The sequence below is a fragment of the Vibrio ponticus genome (genome assembly GCF_009938225.1).
GTDB lineage: Bacteria > Pseudomonadota > Gammaproteobacteria > Enterobacterales > Vibrionaceae > Vibrio > Vibrio ponticus.
Genome location: NZ_AP019657.1, coordinates 2939147 through 2958607, shown reverse-complemented (window position 1 = coordinate 2958607; position 19461 = coordinate 2939147). Strand labels below are relative to the sequence as shown.

14 protein-coding genes are annotated in these 19461 nt (G+C 45.0%); 4 read left to right on the top strand and 10 right to left on the bottom strand.

The features are described from left to right. The first annotated feature begins 6 nt into the window (after positions 1–6). The 3 genes from hslO to GZN30_RS13330 all read left to right on the top strand — a co-directional run bounded on the left by hslO (position 7) and on the right by GZN30_RS13330 (position 4922). Positions 7–882: an Hsp33 family molecular chaperone HslO gene (gene hslO / locus GZN30_RS13340; protein ID WP_139312279.1), complete on the top strand. Its 876-nt coding sequence runs from the start codon at positions 7–9 to the stop codon at positions 880–882. Between the two features lie 336 nt (positions 883–1218). Beyond that, positions 1219–2847 (top strand): phosphoenolpyruvate carboxykinase (ATP), encoded by a 1629-nt coding sequence (gene pckA / locus GZN30_RS13335; RefSeq protein WP_075652010.1) that lies wholly within the window; start codon positions 1219–1221, stop codon positions 2845–2847. Positions 2848–2957: 110 nt separating this feature from the next. Continuing rightward, complete coding sequence (locus GZN30_RS13330) at positions 2958–4922, top strand: AsmA family protein (RefSeq protein WP_075652008.1); 1965 nt, start codon at positions 2958–2960, stop codon at positions 4920–4922. Here the strand turns inward: GZN30_RS13330 and GZN30_RS13325 are convergent. The 3 genes from GZN30_RS13325 to GZN30_RS13315 all read right to left on the bottom strand — a co-directional run bounded on the left by GZN30_RS13325 (position 4892) and on the right by GZN30_RS13315 (position 7262). Next, positions 4892–5821, bottom strand: coding sequence for a bifunctional GNAT family N-acetyltransferase/hotdog fold thioesterase (locus GZN30_RS13325; RefSeq protein WP_075652006.1), 930 nt, complete (start codon positions 5819–5821; stop codon positions 4892–4894). The genes GZN30_RS13330 and GZN30_RS13325 overlap by 31 nt on opposite strands. A gap of 90 nt (positions 5822–5911) precedes the next feature. Then, complete coding sequence (gene dtd / locus GZN30_RS13320) at positions 5912–6346, bottom strand: D-aminoacyl-tRNA deacylase (protein WP_075652004.1); 435 nt, start codon at positions 6344–6346, stop codon at positions 5912–5914. Next, entirely contained in the window at positions 6318–7262 is a 945-nt protein-coding gene (locus GZN30_RS13315; protein ID WP_139312276.1) for a virulence factor BrkB family protein, read from the bottom strand. Before GZN30_RS13315 ends, dtd begins: the two co-directional genes overlap by 29 nt. 38 nt (positions 7263–7300) lie before the next feature. Between GZN30_RS13315 and GZN30_RS13310 the strand changes: the two genes are divergently transcribed. Next, on the top strand, positions 7301–7942 hold the full coding sequence (locus tag GZN30_RS13310) for a DUF2959 domain-containing protein (protein WP_075652000.1): 642 nt from the start codon (positions 7301–7303) through the stop codon (positions 7940–7942). A gap of 2 nt (positions 7943–7944) precedes the next feature. On the opposite strand, the gene GZN30_RS13305 is transcribed toward GZN30_RS13310, so the two are convergent. From GZN30_RS13305 to typA, 7 genes are all read right to left on the bottom strand, one after another. Further along, a complete protein-coding gene (locus GZN30_RS13305) occupies positions 7945–8478 on the bottom strand; it encodes an AAA family ATPase (RefSeq protein ID WP_075651998.1) in 534 nt (177 codons plus the stop codon). A gap of 163 nt (positions 8479–8641) precedes the next feature. Then, complete coding sequence (locus tag GZN30_RS13300; protein WP_075651996.1) at positions 8642–11833, bottom strand: hypothetical protein; 3192 nt, start codon at positions 11831–11833, stop codon at positions 8642–8644. A 412-nt stretch (positions 11834–12245) separates the two neighbouring features. After that, positions 12246–13823 (bottom strand): hypothetical protein, encoded by a 1578-nt coding sequence (locus tag GZN30_RS13295; protein ID WP_075651994.1) that lies wholly within the window; start codon positions 13821–13823, stop codon positions 12246–12248. 6 nt (positions 13824–13829) lie between these two features. Continuing rightward, positions 13830–14399: an ECF-type sigma factor gene (locus GZN30_RS13290; RefSeq protein ID WP_075651992.1), complete on the bottom strand. Its 570-nt coding sequence runs from the start codon at positions 14397–14399 to the stop codon at positions 13830–13832. A gap of 1 nt (position 14400) precedes the next feature. Beyond that, the gene (locus GZN30_RS13285; protein ID WP_232060480.1) at positions 14401–15681 is read right to left on the bottom strand and encodes a chromosome partitioning protein ParA; all 1281 of its coding nucleotides are present in this window, start codon (positions 15679–15681) and stop codon (positions 14401–14403) included. A gap of 185 nt (positions 15682–15866) precedes the next feature. Beyond that, positions 15867–17198, bottom strand: a complete 1332-nt coding sequence (locus GZN30_RS13280) for a serine/threonine protein kinase (protein WP_139312275.1) — start codon at positions 17196–17198, stop codon at positions 15867–15869. Between the two features lie 174 nt (positions 17199–17372). Further along, a complete protein-coding gene (gene typA, locus GZN30_RS13275) occupies positions 17373–19205 on the bottom strand; it encodes a translational GTPase TypA (protein WP_075651988.1) in 1833 nt (610 codons plus the stop codon). Positions 19206–19461 lie beyond the last annotated feature (256 nt).

Genomic DNA, 19461 nt, shown 5'->3' with positions numbered 1-19461 from the left:
ACTGTAATCAAGAACAATGTTTTAAACCGCTACCTATTTGAAGAACTATCAGTACGTGGCGAAATGGTGCAACTGGATGAAGCATACCAACGAATTATCGCTAGCAAGGAATACCCAGTAGCACTGCAAAAGCTACTTGGTGAGCTACTGGTTTCGACCACGCTACTAACCGCAACACTTAAGTTTGAAGGCTCTATCACGATTCAACTGCAAGGTGACGGTCCAGTATCGCTTGCGGTTATCAACGGCGACCACGATCAAAAGATCCGTGGTGTGGCTCGCTGGGAAGGCGACATCGCTGATGACGCAACACTGCACGAGATGATGGGTAAAGGTTACCTAGTGATCACTATCGAACCGAAGAAAGGCGAACGCTACCAAGGTGTGGTTGGTCTTGAAGGTGAGAACCTAACGCAAGTTATCGAAAACTACTTCGCTAACTCAGAGCAGCTAAAAACGCGCCTGTGGATTCGCACTGGTGAATTTGAAGGCAAAGCGCACGCTGCGGGTATGCTGATCCAAGTGATGCCTGACGGCACAGGTACGCCAGATGACTTCGAGCATCTTGAGCAACTGACTAACACAGTGAAAAATGAAGAGCTGTTTGGTTTAAGTGCGGAAGAGCTACTTTACCGCCTATACAACCAAGACAAAGTTCGCCTATTTGAACCGCAACCAGTGGCGTTCCACTGTGGTTGTTCACGCGAGCGCAGTGGCGCGGCAATCATTACCGTCGACCGTGCTGAAATTAATGACATTTTGGCAGAGTCCGGCACAGTGTCTTTACATTGTGATTACTGTGGCACAACATACTCGTTCGATGAAGCGCAGGTGTCTGAGCTATTCATCGATGCAGAAAATGGTAACAAAACAATTCATTAATTTGCATTGATTATCAAGTCGATAAAATAATTCTATAGCCAGCTTTATGCTGGCTTTTTTTATGCCTAAAACCCCGCCATAACAGGCTTCATTAGCACCGCACGCTATACTTAATTTCTACACATTAATAATCTATTTGATCTAGCGCAACTGTTTGCGCACACGATAAAATAGTCGTGGCAATATGTGACGAGTCACCTAAAACCTTAGAAAAATTATGGGCAAATTTTGAGCTATACCCCTGTTTTATTGAAGGTCCGTTGCTAGCATGGTTAACATATAAAAATTAAAACATTCTTACAAAATCCCTACAAAAACTTATCACAAGGAGCACCTATGACCGTTATGGAACATACAAAGGCTGCAACAATTGATCTTTCGAAGCATGGGTTATACGACGTAAAAGAAGTGGTTAGAAACCCAAGTTATGAAATGCTTTTCGAGGAAGAAACTCGTGCCGATCTGCAAGGCTACGAGCGCGGTGTAGTCACCGAGCTTGGCGCGGTAGCAGTAGACACCGGTATCTTTACTGGTCGCTCACCAAAAGATAAATACATCGTTAAAGACGCCACAACGGAAGAACATATGTGGTGGACATCTGACGCGGTGAAAAACGATAACAAACCAATTAACCAAGAAGTGTGGAATGATCTTAAGCAATTGGTCACGTCTCAGCTTTCTGGTAAACGCCTATTTGTTATTGACGGTTACTGTGGTGCTAACCCTGATACTCGTTTAAGTATTCGAGTGATCACGGAAGTGGCATGGCAAGCTCACTTTGTGAAAAACATGTTTATTCGTCCTAGCGAAGAAGAACTGGCAAGCTTTGAGCCTGACTTCGTGGTGATGAACGGCGCGAAATGCACCAACCAGAAATGGGAAGAGCATGGTCTTAACTCTGAAAACTTTACCGTATTTAACCTAACTGAGCGTACTCAGTTAATCGGTGGTACTTGGTACGGCGGCGAGATGAAAAAAGGTATGTTCGCGATGATGAACTACTTCTTACCGCTTAAAGATATCGCTTCAATGCACTGTAGTGCCAACATGGGTCAAGAAGGCGATGTGGCGATCTTCTTCGGTCTATCGGGTACCGGTAAAACCACATTATCAACTGATCCTAAACGCGCATTGATCGGTGATGATGAGCACGGCTGGGATGACGATGGCGTATTCAACTTCGAGGGCGGTTGTTACGCGAAAACCATCAAGCTATCAAAAGAAGCTGAGCCAGATATTTATAATGCGATTCGCCGTGATGCGTTGCTAGAGAACGTAACAGTGCGTAACGACGGTTCGATTGATTTTGATGACGGTTCTAAAACTGAGAACACGCGTGTTTCTTACCCACTGCATCATATCGACAACATCGTTAAGCCAGTTTCAAAAGGCGGTCATGCCAACAAGGTGATCTTCCTTTCTGCTGACGCATTTGGCGTACTACCACCAGTATCAAAACTGACGCCAGAGCAAACTAAGTACCACTTCCTATCTGGCTTTACCGCTAAATTGGCAGGTACTGAGCGTGGTATCACTGAACCAACACCAACCTTCTCAGCGTGTTTTGGTGCAGCGTTCCTAACTCTACACCCAACTAAGTACGCAGAAGTACTGGTAAAACGTATGGAAGCGGCGGGTGCAGAAGCTTACCTTGTTAACACCGGCTGGAATGGCAGCGGTAAGCGCATCTCAATTCAAGATACGCGCGGCATCATCGATGCGATCTTGGATGGATCGATTGAGCATGCGGAAACCAAGCATATTCCGATCTTTAACCTAGAAGTACCAACATCACTACCAGGTGTGGATCCTAGCATTCTTGATCCACGTGACACTTACGTAGATCCACTGCAATGGGAAAGCAAAGCGCACGATCTAGCGCAGCGCTTTATCAACAACTTCGATAAATACACTGACAATGCAGAAGGCAAATCACTAGTGGCAGCTGGTCCTCAGCTCGATTAGTGACAATGGCTTGATTCTAACCACTAGCCCCTCTCTCGAGGGGCTTTTTTGTTGCAGCTAAACAAAATTGCGCACAGAATCATGGATATGACTTCTGTTGGGACAAGACATTGATTAAACGACTGGGCTATCTACTCTTGCTATTGGCAGCACTGTGTATCGGTGCAATCGTCGCGCTGTATGCAGTGATGCGTAGCCAATACGCGACATCCGTGGTCAATTATCTGCTCAACAACACCCATAGCAATATTCAAGTCGAACAAGCCCGCTATACACCACCGCTGCAACTGACCCTTGAGGGAATAAGCTTTGCCAGCGATGGAACTCTCTATCTACCCAAAGCAGAGTTATGGTTTTCTGCTGCGCTCCCGAATACCACCCGCCTCAAGCTGGATGCCTTAATCATTGAAGGGGCGAACCTTTCTCAACATCCAACTAAAGATTTAACCGCGTTGCACTCGCTCACCCAGTTTTTTACCACCCGACAATTGGCGATTAAGCATAGCGATCTCGCATGGGACGAGATTTCGGCGCGCAATGTCGATATTCAAATCGAGAATCCGGTTTGGCAGCCACAGCAGAGCCTTCCCTATGGCAAAATTCAATTTGCTTCAGAGCAGCTCTACCTGCAAGGTCATGCACTAAACGACCTGTTGGTTGATATTGACTACCAAGCCCAAGACAGCACCGTATATGGCGCTTCATTTGAGTGGAATGGCGCGCAAGTATCCGGGCAAGCAGAGCAATATCCACAAGGTTGGTCGCTGATCAATGTCACCATCGATGGCTTAAATATCCAGCCATCTGATCACCCATTCGAGTGGCTTGAGCAAGTGGCAGCGAGTGGCTGGATTCGCGATATTAATAGTCTCGATATTTTAAGCAGCAACCTGAACTATCAAGGCGTAGAGTTGCTCAATCTGGATTTATCGCTCGAGAACATCATACCATCTGCGTCGATCTGGCAACAAAAAGAGGGCTATTTGTCGTTTAATGCCGATACGCTTAACTATCAAGGTGAACAGTTTGTCGAGCCAAGCGCGACGATCTTCTTTACTCCTCAGTCGGTTGAAATCACCGAGCTTGATACTGACTGGCAACAAGGTCGCGTTCAATTACAAGGACGATTTAGCTCAGAGGCGGTGAAACTAAAATACCTCACTATTTCGGGGATGAAATGGCTCGATATTAATGGCGAAAAACTGGCAGCGTTAAACCATTGGAGCAACAGCCTTACCGACGTCAGTGTGGAGCAACTCGAGATCAACAACGCGCAACTGATCCAAATTGCCGATAAGCCATTTTGGCAAATCTCAGGGCTAAATATCGAAGGCAAACAACTCAAGCTCAAGCAGTACAATCAATTCGGTTTATGGCAAGGTTCACTGCAAATCTCGGCAAATAGCGCCAGTTACGCGCAATATCTCAGCACACAAGCGATTGTGGAAATGAGTAATCAAGAGAAAGTATGGCGACTTGAGCGTTTATTCTTACCACTAGAAAGTGGTTATATCGAAGCGACGGGAAAATGGGATCGCCAGCAACTCAGTGCGCCTTGGCAAATGGAGCTGAGCGTTGACGGCTTACCGCTTGAACACCAGTTTAGCAGCCCTCAAACACCACTTTACGTAAGTGGCACCGTCGATCTGCACGCGCAACTCAACGGCTTAGCCGGTGACTACTCTATGCTGGCACATTCGCTTAGCGGCGATATCACTGCCACACTGCGTGATAGTCATGTAGCCATGATCTCTCAGCCTAATCATGGTGAGCAAAGTGACCAAACTTCGCTTAAAATTACGCAAAATAGCCAATTTAGTCGCGATTTCCATGTAGATAAGTTACTGATCGCCGCAGATCGAGGCAGAATCTCACTTAGCTCTCAAGAAAGCAGTCACGGCACGCAACTGGCTGGCAAAATTGACTTAACCAAACCAGAGTTAGCCACGGTACTGCTACAAGTGGAAGATAAATGCCAACGCCTACAGGCAGATCTCACTGCAAAGGCATATCAAGTCAGCGATATCTGTCCTGAGCTTAATGCTCAGCAATCAAGCCTAGAATCGAGCAACTGATTGTAGTTAGGCAGCAGCATATAGGTACCGACAAACTCAACCGCAGCACGGTCGCCACTGTAGATAGTCACGTGAATAATGATGCGCGCTTTACGCCCGCTCGCGAGGCGATCTAAATCGCCGCTGATGCCATCTAATGAGCTTTGTGCGACAGGGTTTTGCTCGACAGGATGGCGATAACGAATCTGACTATCTGCCAAGACTATGTCGCCATGCAGACCGCGCTCTTTAAGCAGCAACCAAGTCATGCCCCACCCCGTTAAGGTGGCAAGGGTAAACGCCGAACCGGCGAACATGGTGTTATGTGGATTAAGATTGGGGTTAAGTTGGGCACTACATTCAAACTGATAACCAGTGTATTGGTTTATCTTGATGCCCATCTTATCGCTGATAGGAATGTGATGTTCCCAACGCTCTTGCAGCTCGGCGCACCACTCAGGGCGACGCAGAACATTCGCCATTGGATCGAGCGGTTTCACCATCTGTTGGTGACGCGTCGGACCGCGTTGGTCATTCAATTCACCCCGACGCTCGAAACCATTGCGCTCATAAAAGCTGATTGCTTCTTCGCGTGCATTACACACCAGACGCTTAGCGCCTTCTTGGCGCGCTAACGACTCAAGTGCCACTAAAATGAGCGAGCCCATGCCTTTGCTACGGCGATTGCTTTTTACCGCCATAAAGCGGATCTGACCTTCACTATCTGGAGTCATATAGAGACGACCAATCGCCATCGGGCGACCACGACCATCGACAATCATCCGGTGGTGGCTCATGGCATCAAACTCGTCACGCTCCGAGCCTTGCGGCATACGCCAAGGTTCACGCAGCATTTGCCAGCGAAATTGGTAGTATTTATTAAGTTGGTTATCTGTTTTCGGCGTGATCAGCTTAAACATAAAAATCCCTTTTATTGCTGCTCATCAATGAGTTTAGGCAACGAAACGTTGCGATGGTTCCCCAAGCGACTGTGCTCGGGGATGGGCTCGCTATACTTGCAGCCAGAAAGTCACAGGACCATCGTTAACCAGTGACACTTTCATGTCTGCGGCAAAGCGTCCACGTTCAGTCGGCAGTACTTGCTCACATTGGTCGGCAAAGTAGTCATACAAACGCTCTGCATCCACTGGGTGAGCACCGCGAGAGAAGCCAGCGCGCGTGCCTTTTTTGGTATCAGCTGGCAGCGTAAATTGCGAGACCACCAGCACCTTACCTTCGACTTGCTTAACGTTGAGGTTCATCTTGCCATCTTGATCTTCAAACACGCGGTAAGTCGTGACTCGCTCCATTAAGCGTTTGGCTTTCGCTTCATCGTCATCTTTTTCTACGCCGAGCAGCACCAAAAGACCACGATCAATTTCACCCACGACTTCACCATCAACGCGTACTGCGGCTTCACTCACTCTCTGGATCAGGGCTATCACTTTGACTTCCTTTTTGTTTATTTAGCAAATGTCTTGGCGCAGAGTGTACCATTTCTGCATCCTCACTCCAGTGCTCTTGCTCACCAAGCGCCGCAGTAACCTCCGCACCAACCAGTACAATCAGCCAGCACAAATAGACCCAAATAAACAGAATCGGAATCGTCGCCAACGCCCCATAAATCAACTGATACGACGGGAATTGCGTGATATAAGCGGCAAAGCCTTTCTTACTCAATTCAAACAATAATGCGGCGACTATCGCCCCAACCATAGCATGCGAAAGTTGCACTTTTTTGTTGGGAACCAACATATACAAGCCAACAAACGCCAAGAAAGAGAGAATTAACGGCAGCCAACGCAACATCAATTGGTAAGCCGTTGAGACGACTTGGTTATCCATCACCGTCAGGGAGGTGACATAAGACGTCACCGCGATACTTGCCCCAACCAGAATTGGTCCGAGGGTCAAAATCATCCAATACATTGAGAAAGAGAACACGGCGCGGCGCTTATGCTTCACCCGCCAAATGTAGTTGAGGTTCTTATCGATGTTAGATATCAGCATTAAAGCGGCGACAAATAAGAAAGCACCACCGACTGCGGTCATCTTGCCGGTATTTTGAATAAACTCCAGCAATGCGGATTTCACTGCATCACCGGCGGTCGGCACGAAATGGGTAATGACAAAATCTTGGATCACGGTGCCAACGTTAGCGAACACCGAAAACGATGAGAGAACCGAAAGCAGTACCGTCAACATAGGTACAATTGAGAGCAAGGTAATGTAAGCCAAATAGCCCGCATTGACATTGACACGGTCATGCAGCATCCGCGCTAAGAGATAACGCGCAAATTGATTAACATGCTGAATGATAGAAGTCATTTTCAACTTGTATCTCCCTATCATCTGATTCATCCTAACTACATATTATTGATTATTACAGGGACTTAAAGATGCCTTATTTGATTGCGATGCTGATTGCCCTCACCACCCTTACGGGTTGTCAGTCCACCTACTATGCGGCTATGGAGCAAGTTGGCGTGCATAAACGCGATATTATGGTTGATCGCGTTGAAGATGCTAAGCAGTCTCAACAAGAAGCACAACAAGAGTTTACCAGTGCTTTGGAAGCTCTGTCAGCTTTAACCAATTTTGATGGCGGTGAACTGGAGAGCGTTTACAACCAAATCAATGATAAATATGAGGCGAGTGAGAGCGCAGCGCAAGATGTTAGCGATCGCATTGCCGCGATTGAAGACGTTTCAGAAGCGTTATTTGCCGAGTGGCAAGATGAGCTCGACCTTTACACCAACGCCTCTCTACGCCGCGCCAGCGAGCAAAAACTGCGTGAAACGCGCACCTCATACAACACCATGATTAAAGCGATGCAGCGCGCCGAGCAACGCATGACCCCGGTGCTTAATGCCCTGCGTGACAATACGCTATTTCTTAAGCACAACCTTAACGCCAGCGCGATTGGCTCGCTACAAGGTGAGTTTGTTAGCTTAGAGAAAGAGATTGAACAAGCGATCAGTCAGATGAACCAAGCGATCAACGAATCAGACAAGTTCCTCAACAAACTCCAGGCTAAGTAATCCTACTCGATCGGGAGCGCAATCGCGCTCTCGATAAACACCACGCGCTCATCTAAGCTCCCCCAAGGCACTTCCACCACTCGATAACCCAACTGCTGATAGATTGCCACCAGCGCATCGTGAATCGCTAACGCGCCAGCAAATGGGTAGGGGCGCACCTCATCTTGCACATAAATCGCCTGATGTGGGCGGCAGAAAAACACCTGCGGATGATAGCCAGCACTCGCTTCAATATAGCACGCGTCAATCTCCAGCTTAGCCTCCGCTAAATAACCACAAATATCAGGAATCGCACGATCTAAAAATGCTACTGGATGCTGCGCTGCTTGTTGCTTTTGCTCACCCATATGAGTCAAACATAAAGCCGCAAAACCCGGCAGATCATGCCAAGGCAAAATGCCATTTTCTAACTGCGCCTGCTGCTCAATCAAATCGCGCGAGACTTCAGCAAATGTCTGATAGCCCTGCTGCGCCAACTGATTAATTAAACTGGTTTTACCTGCCCCCGGACCGCCGGTGATTATGATGGGTAACATCTGCTTTTCTGCCAATTGAAAGGATAGTTATTGGAAAGTTCAGTGAGATAGTAGCATGAGGATGATGGGTTCTTAAGTAAGCAAGTTCGTAGGTGTGTATAAAACGAAAAAAGGATGACCAATGGTCATCCTTATATACGAAAAATACTGATTTTTAATACATTTAGTCTTCGACTGGAACAATCGGTAGTTTTTTACCAAGCTCAGTCATAAGCGCTTTGTCTGTAGAGAACAGCATATATTGAATACCATCTTGTGCACCCATATAGTTTCCGCGATCCCATTCAATGTTGATGTAGAACTTTCCAAAATCACGATGAATGTATCGGGTACGAGTCTTCGGATAATCTCCATCGGTGTCTGTAAGTTGAATGATTTCTCGATTCTCTTTATCGTGAGCAATCGCCCAATCATTTACATGTGCTTCACCAATATATCCAGGAAGAACCCAATCCAAACTGTATTTAGTATCACTCGTGTAGGTGTACTCGTTGACGCTATACTTATTCTCGTTGTTCTCTGCCGGATGAGTATCTTCCATTAATTGATATTCAACGGTACCAACCTCTACTTTCGAGCTAACCGGGTTAACTTGCGCAAATGGTGTATCTGTTGAGTCAAACCAAAATAGCTCATCATCATTTAACTTCATAATGATTTGGTATTGAGCCTCTTCACCTGAACCAATCACATTTTGATATAGCATTTCCCAAGTTGATTCTTCGGTCACACCATTATAAACCTCTGACGAAACCAATAAGCCATTTCTTAGCTCAGCAGCCCAACAGTCTTTAGTTTCAGAGTCCTCATAACCTGTCGCTTGATCCAAACGGCTTAGTACCGGAATGATTTGGTCGCTCGAAAGAGGATTATTGAAGTCTTCACCATAATTACCAATGTTCGATTGGTAAGAGCCATTATCGTTGTCACCCCAACAAATCTCTAACGTTTCTCCATTCTTGCGCATCATTGCGTAAGCAATTTCGCCATCAGCGCGGGCAAAGCTACCCATCTTCGCAACTTTATTGTTGAAATGTGCTTCGGTGAATGCAAGTTCTGCTGCTGGCGGTGGAGTGATGTCCTCTCCAGGCTGAACCACTGGTAGATCAATAACTACCATCTCAGACTCTACATCGATGTCGTTGTCATCGATAAGATCGTAGCCTTTCGCAAGATACAATTTAACATCGGTTGCAACCTTTGTTGGAGTACCTACAAGCGTCACAACACCTGTCTCATTATTAACAGAAACCTTCACACCATGAATTGGGTTAGCTGGCGTTGTATGGTCATTCGCAGCGTAGTTAGCGTAGTACTCTGCTTTACCAGCAATTTCATCCACAAATAGCGTGCGAATATCCAGTGTTTTCTCAAATCGAACACCGACTTGAAGCTCATTTGCCCAACCATTCGCTGTAGTTTGAAGTTCACTCTTAGCAGCATGGTTAATATCGATCGAACCCAGATCTGCAGCCTGTACGTTTGGCAGCACAATCTTAACCATTTCAGACTCAACATCGTTATCCGCGCCACCGGTATAGTTAATACCTTTCGCAAGATACAGCACTACACCATTGGTTTTACTTGTCGGTGTGCCCGATAAGGTTACATCACCAGTCGTATGGTTAATTTCAATATCAACGCCTGGAATTGGATTTGCCGGATCGGTATTATCATGTGCAGCATAGTTCGCGTAGTACTCAACTTCACCACTTTCATCACCAGAGAACAATGAGCTGATATTCAGTGTTTGATTAAATGGTTCAAGTACTTTTAGCTGCCATTGATTTACTGCTTTCTGAAGCTGATCTTTAGCTTCAGTATCGACCGTAATATCACCTTGGTGGATCACTGGTAGAGTAAAGGTTGCAGGTTCAGACTTGATACGAGCAGGAACATTATCTTCCGCAACGATATTAAATGTTTTACCCGCAGAGTGAGCTTCAGCTGGGCGACCTGAAATCGTCATCACACCTGTTGTTGCATCATAGCTTGATGTTAAACCTGGAATGACGGTTTTGATATCAGCGATGTAGTCAAGAACATCACCTTCACGGTCAGTAAATAGATCCCACATGTCAAGTTGCGCAGTAAACGCCTTACCTTGAATTAGCATCCACTCAGAAATTCCTGTCTGCAGTGTTGATTGATACTCTGCATTTAGTTGTGGCGCTTCATTCGGTAACTCAACCTTCATCTCAAATGTGACAGAAACAGCGGTGTCTTCCTCTGTACCCGTCGCTGCAATGCCATCGTAAGTTGTCACCTTAATGATATACAGATCGCGCTTAAACTGACTATGGGACGTAACTGTAAAAGATTGCGTCGCTTGATTAAATGAAATGCTAACGTCGTTGCCGATATGATTGATTTCTACCTTAGAGGCATCAACATCATTGTATGAGCCATCAATACTAAACTTATCTTCGAATAAACCTACCAATGAGATTTCATTTGAAGTCGCACCTTGCGTAAGGGCAATTGCATTGATCTCATTTGCTACGCGTGATTGCTGCTCTGCCACAACCAGTAGTTTGAAGTTAGTCTTAACTTCATCACTTGGTTTGCTCGGGTTGATCACTGGCTTAACATCGAGTAGCTCTTCACTCGCCATGTTTTGTTCAGTCACCAGCTTTTCTGAGGTGTCTTTAGCTATGGATGCAATTTCACTCGCGTTATCCTCATACGCATCAACACCCTTCGCTTTAGTTTCCGTTAGGATCTGTGCTGTTTTATGTAGTTGAGCACTTGCTAGGTTGGTTTTAGCGTCTTGGACAAAGTCCGAAAATAAATCAGCTTCATTCGCACCAAGGTTGTTACTCACATTCTCTTTAGCCGTCGCAAGAGAGCCTACTTTTTCCAACTCAATTGAAACTAAGTCCGTGATAGGAGAGATAACCGCGTTAGTACCTAAACCTTCCGCCGGTGCACGGAAAACCACCGAGTTAGCCATAGGCTGATTTGGATGGTCCATATCGGTAGTAAAGATATTTTGGATTTGCGCAGGGGTATCAATTTCCGGAGTTGCTGCCGCAATACGTTTTGCTAGAGGCTCGGAGATGCCACCTGGCTTAAAAGTTTGTAGCGCAATTGACCCTTCGACTTTAGTGTCAGCAGGAAGAGTCAATTTACCTTGTGCGTTAGTCAGACCAAAAATCTTCTCACCATCACCCAAGATGCCGTTATTGTCGAAATCTTCAAACACCACTGCATTTTTAAAATAGCCATCAAAGCCAGTAATGACGATGCCTTTACCCTCTGGTTGAGAACCATCATTGTCACTGCCACTGCCGCCGCCACAGCCCGCTAGCGCGATCGCCATCGAAGCTGCTAAAAAAGATAACTTTTTGTTCATTGTTACTTCTCTAATTTGTTGTTAAATTTTTGTTTTATAATAATTTTTTAGCGCGGCATTATCATTTAACGAAGGCTCTGATGTACATCTAAAGCATTATTCTGCGTGACGCTGATCACATTAAGATTGGCTTTTATTGCCACTTCCATCAATAATTGTAAGAAATAGCGGACAAAAGACACCTTAAGCATCAAGTCATTGATAATACGCACTTTCTAATGGGCAAAATAAAAACTGCCATAGTAAAAAAATCTGAAGCCACTGACGTTGTTCTATAAACGTGTCAGATCACACCGCTGCGAAATTAGCCGTGCAATTTTGAGGCTCTTTTTTACGGGATTGGCGAGAGTGCTTCAAGGAACGAAAAACGAAAAAAAAACCGTAAAATAAATCACGGCTTTTTCTAAAAATTTTAGTTTGATTCGGCGTAGATAAGATTGAGCTTTATCTCCTCAATTCGATCGGCAAACTGAGGTTTGGGTTTGAGCACATAGCTGTATACCTCCCCAGGAACAAACTCTTCATAGGGTGAATAAGCGAGATCAAATGCCAGCGAGATCTGCCCAGTTTGTTCATTACTGACAAACTCAAAGCAATCTAACGAGTAAGCAGGATGGGCTGGATAATTGGTCGAAATAATGTCTACGCCATACTTTCCAACCCCGCCTAACACCCCATTATCAAACATCGGGGCGACTTGTGCGCAAGTTAAACTGCTTGAGTATGCTTTCAGGTTGAGATCAGAATCGGTGGTTTCCCCATTTGGTCCAGCGACTTCGGTCTTATAGTCATAGATATAGTTGGCATACTTCGTCATCAAATACTGTTCGCTGTTTACTGGCAACAGAAAATCAAACCATTCATTTTGAAACACATACTGCCCCGTCACACCATTAATCCGAGCTTCCATCGCCCGTTTATCTTTTTGCATGGTATAGCTTTCATGCTGACGACCATTATCGACAGAAACGAAATAGTTGGTCACACCTTGCTGTTGCACTGAATCGTATTGTTTTTTCAGTGTCCAAGTCTGAGCCGCATCGAAAAGAGAACGATCACTTGTCAGCACTAATTGCTGCTCAGACGCAATCTCATAGCGACCAATGGGCTCCAACTGCTCCTCACTAGGACAATGAGTCTTGTCCTTTGCTGCCGCAAAATAGACTTGCTGGTTAACAAACTTAAATGCTTGGCAATACACCACTTCATAGTTGGTGAACTTACCCGCTAAATTATTGGTGGTCTCCAGTCGATAAAGGGTTTCACCTTCTAAAGGAAACAGCGTTTGCACCAAACCATCTACCGCCGGCAGAGAAAACTGTGTCGTCACCCAATCCGTGTCGTCCCCAAGATTTTGACTATCACTTGCTTCAACGACCAGCGCCCCACGTCCGTTTGTGGCAACTGGCAAACCAAAAATATTGACCAACGGATAACCTGTAATTTTCAAACCATCAGCTTCCACTGCTACACGCACCGAGAGTAGATCATTCTCAGGGTCTTCAAATAGCCCCGCTAAATTAAGCGTGTCACGCACAGGGGTATTCACAGCCCATTGCCATTGATCGATAGAGGCTTGAATTGCACGATGTACTTCCTGATTAATCACTGGTCGTCCATTCGCTTCAGCCCCCGATAGCGAAGAGTCATCTTCATTAGCAACAATGGTTGTCGTAGATTGCTGCTGTTGATTAAACTGCTCGGCTAATAGCTCTTGCTCCAAGTTCGATAGCTTCGAGTTGTGTTGTAGAGCATCTTGGTTACCGCTATCGTCAACATCGGTAGAACGCAAAGTATCTGCGGCTTGAGCTCGCTCAAACTCATTCATTGCAACTAACGTATCAGCATTGTTGTGCTTAAATGTCAGCTCATCACTTTGTGCCGTTGTTCCGGTAGGTTGTGCGCTTTCGGTATTACTAACGAAGAAAAACGCACCTATACCAAGCGTCAAACCTATACTGGCAATAAGAAGTCTTGTTTTCTGATGCATGGGACATTAAACCATTCGAGCCTGTAGCCAGCTTCTTGAGAACTTGAGGTCTTTTTCAATCAAGCTGCTACTGCACTCTAGCAACTGACTAATCTCTTCGTTTTTAAGCCCCATCAAGTATTTCAACTTCACTGCATTCGATTGACGCGGATAGCGCTCGCTGAAACTATCCAAAACCTCATCAACCACTAAAATCTCTTCGAAGCCCCGTAGCGGCTTCTCTTCAAGCGGCGATTCTTGATCAATCTGGCGCTTTTGCGCTAATTGAGTTCGAGCATTATCAATCAATATTTGACGCATAATTCTCGCTGCCATCAGATAGAAATCACGATGATTGGCAATGTTGAGCATTTCACTATGTGACAACTTCAAATAGGCATCATGTATCAAGGCTGTGGTGCTATTGACGCTATCCATCAACACCTTATTTTTATGACCATATTTCTGGGCACTGCGTACACGTTCCTGCTGAGCGATGGTACGCAATTGTAAGTAGGCGAACTGATAAAGCTTGTTCTCTGCCTGTTTATCTCCGGCTTGCCATTGATGAATAATGGTCGTTAAAGCTGATCCCATACTAGTTATTTGTCCCTGTTATTTTTTTGAATTCAGAAATTGAATGTGTTTTAAGCCTTTCAGAACCATCAAGGTTACGAGTGATTTCCTGTTGATAGCGATACAAGATCCCTTGATCCCACCCCTGACCTGCGGGCAAATATTCCCACGAAGTGACCTTAGGTTGTGATTCCACATACCAACGCACCGAAATATTTAACTGCTCAAGCGATGCTAAGCGCGACTGGTTGCTTACCCACCACATATCTCCATATAAATGAGTGACCTCGCGCTGATATTGCGTGGTGTCTGAGGGGCAAGATTCACCATCTGCAAGACTTGTTTCATCAGATAAGGTGCTTACCTTGCCATCACTAATCAATATGCAGTGTGATTCCATCTGGTCAGTGAGGTAGATGGTCTCTTGCCAAATCCCTTCATATGAAAACTGCTTGAATTGCTGTTGTGGAGAAGTAAACCAAATCTGCTCGATCAGATTAGGATGGGAAATGAACTCTTTTTTGCCTAGCCCTTGCGTCTTCTCCATCATAAGCTGAGTCGCGGGATCGAAACTTAAAGATAATGAGCGATATTTCCAATCACCATCATCATTAAAACTATCAATATCAAAGCCATTCAGATCGTTGCGCGTACAGCCACTTTTGGCGCATTCTACCAAACCACGCTCCCCCCTCATTTCAACCAATGGGGTATATAAGGTTTGCATCGTATCAATATTATTGGGGTCTACATGGCAACCTCTAAAACGATCGCCGATATCAGGGTATTCCACCAACGTATCCGAGGTGATTTCAAACGTTACAGAACCATAAGGTGGACGATATTTAGGGTGTTGAGCCAGGCGTAAATCATAAACACAAATACGCCCAGAATAATCACGCCTTTTGACCACTATGGTTTTCAAACGTTTATTCATTGGAGAGAACAGCACTTGATCTGATGCAAAATGCTCAGCAATATATTCTTGGCTTTGGTTTAAGTGCTCGACTGCTTCCCGCGCGGTAACCAGATCGATATTCAGAGATGACAGCACCTCTGGTTCTAACGTTATCAGATCGAGTTTTTTCAAATGCTTCTGGATCTCTGGTTTAGCCAACCAGTCACTGACTAACAAGATTTCTTGCCTGTCTTCCGGCGTACTATCCAGTGATAACAGCAAACGCGTCAAGTTGATGCTTTTTGAAGGTAAACTAGAGATTAAATTTGGAGTGAGTATTTCTTGGCTAGAGACTCGGTTAAGCAGATACCCACTATCATCTCGTCCTAAATAAAAGCTGATCACATCCCCATCTTGGTATGAAAAAGCGCCTTTATTAGTCAAGCCACTTAGGTTTGATGTGGTTTTATAAAATAATCCCGTTACCGGAGCATCGATAAAATAGCCCGTTTTGACTGAACTTGCCGAGACAAACGTTGAAAAGCCAACCGCTAAGAATGCCAACAACTGGCTAGGTATTTTTTTTATTATCATGGGTTACTGATCGTATTTTGTTGTTGATTGTCCCTATGGCGCTCAGCAGGCGTCAACATAGCCAACAGCATTTTCTGTTTAATATGTTTAGGGATTTCTGGGTTAGATAAAATGCGACGGCGTGTAAGATCCAAAACCACATTAGCAGGCAAAGATTGAGCCTGCTCCGACTTAGCATCGAAAACCATACTCGTTACTTCAAAGATGAGATTTTCCGCAATCCGCTTCTCTTTGGCGAGTTGTTGATTCTTCCCGACCAACGCTGTTGAAAAAAGGGTACCGCCAAGCAGCAAAACCAAGGCAAGAGAGCTAGAAAGGGGGTGACGTTGAAACAATCGCTTGCCTGTATAAACCAGCTCTTTTTTGCGCAGTGAAATAGGATGTTTAGACAAAATGTTCTCGATGTCATTTTGCAACGCCATTGCACTTGAATAACGCAGAGAGGCTTGCGACTGGGTCGCTTTAGTTTGAATCAGGGCAATATCAGAGGTTGGGCTTTGGTTGGGAAATAACCACTTCAATAGTTGTCCAAGCGAATAGATATCACTCGCCGCGGTTAACTCTAAACCCGACAACTGCTCTGGGCTTGCGTATTGCTTACTTAACGCCGCTATTGGTGCCTCACGTCGGTCAAGTTTTTGCGTTAGATTAAAATCAATCAATTTGGCATTAAGTCGCGTATCTATCAGCACATTTTCTGGTTTGAGATCACCATGCACAATGCCTTGTTGATGAGTATGCTCTATACCATTACAAATCTGACAAAACAGCCGTAATCTATCCTGAACACACAAGGGTTGTTCTAACACGAATTCAGCTAAATGCTTACCCTCGATATACTCCATGACGATATAAACTTGTTTGCCATGCATGCCGCCATCAAACACTTTGGCAATATTAGGATGATTGAGATTGGCTAACAGCTGCGCTTCGGAGAATAATAAAGTCTCATCAAAAATTTGCGCCATATGAGGATGAAGAAACTTAATTGCTAACTTTTGCTCAAAACGGCGATCAGCTCGACAAGCGGCATACACCACCCCCATACCGCCTCGCCCCAATTCATGGGTCAGCAGATATTTATCGATTTGTTGATGGGTATAGTCCACCTCAGTATCACCCGAACTACAGATATTGAAATTAAGTAGCTCTGTTAATATGGAATCTGACTCTACAGCGAATAGCGTCATCAATTCCTGATGCAGTTCCGGATTCTGGGTCTGGAGATTTTCTAGATAACGGTTCTTTTGCTTGTCATCCAAGTCAAGCAAAGAGTAGTAAAGCTCGGTTATGCCAGCAGAAGAAGTCAATTTGTTTACACTTGTCACTTTTTTGGCTGCATTGTAGCGCAACTAACTGTTTTTATGATTATTTTATCGTGACAATTTTATCATTATGAGAAATGCCGACATGATTGATGATTTATCATACTGGCGAAACAGGAGCCTATAAAAAAGGCCCTGATAAAAATCAGAGCCTTTTGATAATCGACTAGCGACTAATTATTTTGCATCACGTGAAGCACGTTTACGATCGTTCTCAGTAAGGTGTTTCTTACGGATACGGATGCTTGCAGGTGTTACTTCTACTAGTTCGTCATCATCGATGAACTCAAGTGCTTGCTCTAGCGTGTATTTGATTGCTGGAGTTAGTACTTGCGCTTCATCTGTACCAGATGCACGTACGTTAGTTAACTGCTTACCTTTTAGACAGTTTACTGTTAGGTCGTTAGAACGGTTGTGAATACCGATTACTTGACCTTCGTATACTTCGTCAGCGTGCTCTGTAAATAGACGACCACGTTCTTGTAGGTTAAACAGTGCGTAAGTCAGTGCTTTACCTGTTGCATTCGAAATTAGAACACCGTTATTACGTTGACCGATAGTACCGCCCTTGTGTGGACCGTAGTGATCAAACGTATGGTAAAGAAGACCTGAACCTGAAGTTAGCGTCATGAATTCAGTTTGGAAACCGATTAGACCACGAGAAGGCATCATGAAGTCCATGCGAACACGGCCTTTGCCATCTGGAGACATATCAGTCAGTTCACCTTTACGAAGACCGATAGCTTCCATGATGCCACCTTGGTTTTCTTCCATAACGTCGATAGTTACAGTTTCAAACGGTTCTTCTAGGTTACCATTTTCGTCACGCTTGATGATTACTTCTGGACGAGATACTGCTAGCTCGAAACCTTCACGACGCATGTTTTCGATCAGGATAGATAGGTGAAGCTCACCACGGCCTGAAACGCGGAAACGGTCTGGGTTATCAGTTTCTTCAACACGTAGTGCAACGTTGTGTACTAGCTCTTTTTGCAGACGTTCAAGGATGTTACGTGAAGTTACGAACTTACCTTCTTTACCCGCAAATGGAGACGTGTTTACTTGGAACGTCATGGTTACTGTTGGTTCATCAACAGATAGCGGAGTCATCGCTTCAACGTTGTTCACATCACAAATTGTGTCAGAGATCTTAAGCTCGCCAAGACCTGTGATTGCAATGATATCACCAGCATTCGCTTGTTCAATATCGTGACGCTCTAGGCCTAGGTAGCCCATTACTGTGCCCACTTTACCGTTACGCTTCTTACCGTCTGCACCGATAATCGTTACTTGTTGGTTTGGTTTAACCGAACCACGAGTTACACGAGCAACACCGATAACACCTACGTATGAGCTGTAATCTAGCTGAGAGATTTGCATCTGTAGTGGACCATCAAGGTCAACGTTTGGCGCTTCAACAGTATCAACAACTGCTTGGAACAATGGTTCCATGTTCTCGCCAGTTTCGCCTTCTTCTAGCGTCGCCCAACCGTTAAGTGCTGATGCGTAAACTACTTTAAAGTCTAGCTGTTCATCAGTTGCACCTAGGTTGTCGAATAGGTCGAACACTTGGTCCATAACCCAGTCAGGACGTGCGCCAGGGCGGTCAATCTTGTTGATTACAACGATTGGCTTAAGACCGTGAGCAAATGCTTTTTGCGTTACGAAACGCGTTTGCGGCATTGGACCGTCAACAGCGTCAACGATAAGTAGCACTGAGTCTACCATCGACATGATACGCTCTACTTCACCACCGAAGTCCGCGTGTCCCGGAGTATCTACGATGTTGATGCGGTAGTCATTCCAGTTGATTGCTGTGTTTTTAGCAAGGATGGTAATGCCACGCTCTTTCTCGATGTCGTTCGAGTCCATGACTCGCTCTTCAGCTTCACCGCGAGACTCTAGCGTACCTGATTGTTGAAGTAGCTTATCAACCAGTGTGGTTTTACCGTGGTCAACGTGCGCGATGATCGCGATATTTCTTAATTTATCAATCTGTGGAGTAGCCATGGATTTGATTCACTTAATTTAAATGAAATGCCCCTAGTTGGGAACGGGTGCTCCCCAGCGACATTTTCTGATTAAAAAAACGGCCATTAATGTACCAGATTTTGGCGAAAAACCTAGAAATATGTGATCTATACTCGGGTTTTAAGCGATAAAATGAGATTTCGATAGCCTCTATTTTGTCAATTTTCCAGTACACCTTAAGCATAGCCAACATTTCCGCTCTATTTAGTCCCTTTTTTTCAACGGTGACGTTTCC